This is a genomic window from Prosthecobacter dejongeii (genome assembly GCF_014203045.1).
GTDB lineage: Bacteria > Verrucomicrobiota > Verrucomicrobiia > Verrucomicrobiales > Verrucomicrobiaceae > Prosthecobacter > Prosthecobacter dejongeii.
Map to the genome: position 1 here is coordinate 1 of NZ_JACHIF010000020.1, position 3,185 is coordinate 3,185.

General features: G+C 68.1%; 3 protein-coding genes and 1 pseudogene. All 4 read right to left on the reverse strand.

Features of this window, described 5'->3' with window-relative positions; genetic code table 11:
• Nucleotides 1–416: 416 nt before the first annotated feature.
• Nucleotides 417–1,250 carry a YdaU family protein gene (locus tag HNQ64_RS23740; protein WP_184213363.1) on the reverse strand — a complete coding sequence of 278 codons (834 nt, stop codon included), beginning with the start codon at nt 1,248–1,250 and terminating at the stop codon, nt 417–419.
• A gap of 406 nt (nt 1,251–1,656) precedes the next feature.
• On the reverse strand, nt 1,657–1,965 hold the full coding sequence (locus HNQ64_RS23745; RefSeq protein WP_184213365.1) for a hypothetical protein: 309 nt from the start codon (nt 1,963–1,965) through the stop codon (nt 1,657–1,659).
• 560 nt (nt 1,966–2,525) lie between these two features.
• Nucleotides 2,526–2,774, reverse strand: a complete 249-nt coding sequence (locus HNQ64_RS23750; protein WP_184213367.1) for a hypothetical protein — start codon at nt 2,772–2,774, stop codon at nt 2,526–2,528.
• Nucleotides 2,771–3,185: pseudogene (locus HNQ64_RS23755) on the reverse strand (hypothetical protein); the annotation flags it as partial. The pseudogene HNQ64_RS23755 and the gene HNQ64_RS23750, both read right to left, overlap by 4 nt.

Genomic DNA, 3,185 nt, shown 5'->3' on the forward strand with positions numbered 1-3,185 from the left:
GTTCCGCGAGGACGCAGAACTCAGCACGCAGGATGCGTGCGCTCCATGGCGGACGGGGCTTGGCTGGGGCGGACGGCATCACTCGGAGAGTGATGGATACTGTACAGCGGACGTGGGCTGTGTTGGGGCGGATGGAGGCCGAGGGGTTCAAGGTGTGACGGCGTCTCGCCGTCAGGTTTGGGGGGGGATGCAAGGGGGCGGACGGGGTGCTAGATGGGAGTTCCGCGAGGACTCAGAACTCAGCACGCAGGATGCGTGCGCTCCATGGCGGACGGGGCTTGGCTGGGGCGGACGGCATGACTCGGAGAGTGATGGATGCTGTTCTGCAAGGGGGCGGACGGGAGGTTTCTGCAAACTGAACACGGAACACGGAACACGGAAGACGGAAGACGGAAGACTGAAGACTGGGGGCGGGGTCATCGCTGGTCGGGGCAGAATTCGCCGATGTCTTGGGGGGTGTGGTCGGTGGTGGCGGCGGCGGTGGTGTAGGCGGGGTGGCGGGGGTGGGGGGGAAGGCGGTGACGGGTGCGGGATGCGGCGGCGGTGGCGGTGGCTTGCTGGCGGTCGGCCTGGCGCTGGCGGCTGCTGTGGGTGTAGGTTTTGAGGTCGGCCTGCCAGTTGGCTACGGGGGTGGTGCTGCCGTTGCTGCTGCGGGTCCAGCCGCTGGCTTCGCGGGCGTTCCACCAGGTTTCGGCTTCGTCGGGGGTGAGGCCGAGGCTGGGGGCCTGGCTGCGGGCCTGCGCCAGGGTGGGCCGGGGCCGGGGGCTGTTCACTCCTGGATGGCTGCTGAGTTGGTTGTTGGTTCCTGGTTCTTGGTTCGTTCGAACGATCGTTGGGGTTTCCGTTGCAACGTTCGTTCGAACGAACGTTGAGGTGTCCGTTGGAACGTTCGTTGGTGAGTCGTTCGTGAATTTGGGCCGACGAGTGCGGCGGGCGATGCCGCTGGCGCGGCCTGCTTGGGCGGTTTGGTCCGCTTTGGCCTGATAGGCGGTGAGTTCGGCCTCGACGCGTTTGTGGCGGTAGCCTTCGGGGGTGGGCTGGAAGTAGGTGCGGAGGATGTGGGCGACGGCGTCGCGCTCGGCCCGACTGAGGGCGCGGATGATGCGGCAGAGGGTGGGGAGATCGCTGGGCAGGGGGCGGGCGGAGACATAGTATTCATCGAGCAGGAGGCGGTAGGCGCCGTGCTCGAGGATGGAGAGGTGGGCGGTGTCGCGCCGGTAATCACCGATGTGGTGCGGGTAGTAGTGCATGGGGGTGGGGAGGGGAAATTTGGGAAATGAGGAAAGCGGAAAGTGGAAAGCGGAGGGGTGTGGTGGATGGGGGCGGACGGAGGTTTCTCGCGCCCTTCCAGGGCGCGGCGGAGGTGGACGTGTTTTTGGTTAGGCGGGGTTCCGGGGGTTTTCGGTGCTGCGCACCTTCACCCCCGGCTAGTTTTCTTTCGCCCCTCCGGGGCGGGGGGAGCGGGTGCAAGGGTAAGGTAGGGCGCAGGGGCCCCGGGCGAAGCGGGGTGGGGGTGAGGGGGCGGACGCGGGCGTGAGATGGGAGTTCCGCGAGGACGCAGAACTCGGCACGCGAGACGCGTGCGCTCCATGGCGGACGGGGACGATGATCGGAAAACTGAACACTGAACACTGAAGACTGCCCCTAGATCTGAGGTCACGGCTGATGCCGGTGGGGGGCGTTTTCGATGAGCTCGTCGTAGGTGATGTGGTGGGCGGTCATGAGGGTGGTGAGGGCGTGGTGGAGGCAGGCTTCGGGGGAGGTGCGATCTGCGGGGGTGGTGGGGTGGAGGTAGATGTGGCGGACTTCGCGGTCGGTCTCGCCATCGGCGCGGGTGTCGGTGCAGGTGTATTCGATGATGAGGGGGCCATAACAGGCCTGCCGATGCTGGGTGCGGGGCTGCCGGGGCTCTGCTGCCTGCCGCTGGCCGATGCGGGGGGAGGGTAGGGGGAGGTAGAGGGACATGGCAGCGAGGGGGAAAGTGGAAAGGGGGATGGCGGGATGGTGGGGCGCATGGGGATCATGCGTTGCGTTGCGGGGGGGGCTCCTGGAGATGGGGCTGGGGGGCGGACGGGGGGTTCTCGCGCCCCTCTGGGGCGCGGCAGAGGTGGACGTGTTTTTGGTTAGGCGGGGTTCCGGGGGTTTTCGGTGCTGCGCACCTTCACCCCCGGCTAGTTTTCTTTCGCCCCTCCGGGGCGGGGGGGGAGGGGGTGCAAGGGTAAGGTAGGGCGCATGGTCCCCATGCGCAGTGGGGTGGGGGTGAGGGGGCGGACGCGGGCGTGAGATGGGAGTTCCGCGAGGACGCAGAACTCGGCACGCGAGACGCGTGCGCTCCATGGCGGACGGGGGGCTAGATGGGAGTTCCGCGAGGACGCAGAACTCAGCACTCGAGATCCCGCAGGCGCGGGACAGGCGCATGTGCGCTCCATGGCGGACGGGGCTTGGCTGGGGCGGACGGCATCACTCGGTGAGTGATGGATGCTGTACGGTGCGCTGCGTGCTGAAGGCTGAACACGGCACCGCTCTCACCGTCTGTGGCGGCGGCGGGCTTGGTCGCGCCAGTGGGGGCGGAGGGCGCAGAGGAGGGCGGTGAGGGTGAGGAGGAGGCTGCTGCCTAACCAAAGGAGTGTCAGCGGCCAGGTCATGATGCCGGCCCAGCAACCGAGCGCGGCGATGAGGCTGAGGACGGTGAGGGTGACGAGGCAGACGATGCACTGGCGCGCGCCGGCCAGTTCTTCTTCGGCACGGATGAGGTGGAAGTGGAGGCGTCTCATGCGTGGGCCAGGGCGCTGGTGGTGAAGGCGGCGGCGGGGGCGGTGCTGGGCGTGGGGGGAAAGATGAGGATGCCGTGGTATTGGGCTGCCCAGCGGGAGGCCTCGGCATGGCTGACGCGCCAGCCGCGTGTGCCGGGGATTTTTTCGGCCCGCAGGTGCCCGTGGCGGATGTGCAGGCGCAGGGTCTGCGGGGTGCGCCGGGTGAGGGTGGCGAGCTGGGTGAGGGGAATCCAAAGGTGCGTGGCGGGGCGGGGTGGTGTGGGGTGCATGGGAGGACAGGGGGAAAGCGGTGGTTGGCGTGGTTGGCGTGGTTGGCGTGGTTGGCGGTGGTTGGCGGTGGTTGGCGGTGGTTGGCGGTGGTTGGCGGTGGTTGGCGGTGGTTGGCGGTGGTTGGCGGTGGTTGGCGGTGGT

What these genes read in the sequence shown, in the direction of transcription:
- HNQ64_RS23740 (WP_184213363.1), bottom strand. Translation starts at nt 1,250, where the DNA reads ATGCACTACTACCCGCACCACATCGGTGATTACCGGCGCGACACCGCC.
- HNQ64_RS23745 (WP_184213365.1), bottom strand. Translation starts at nt 1,965, where the DNA reads ATGTCCCTCTACCTCCCCCTACCCTCCCCCCGCATCGGCCAGCGGCAG.
- HNQ64_RS23750 (WP_184213367.1), bottom strand. Translation starts at nt 2,774, where the DNA reads ATGAGACGCCTCCACTTCCACCTCATCCGTGCCGAAGAAGAACTGGCC.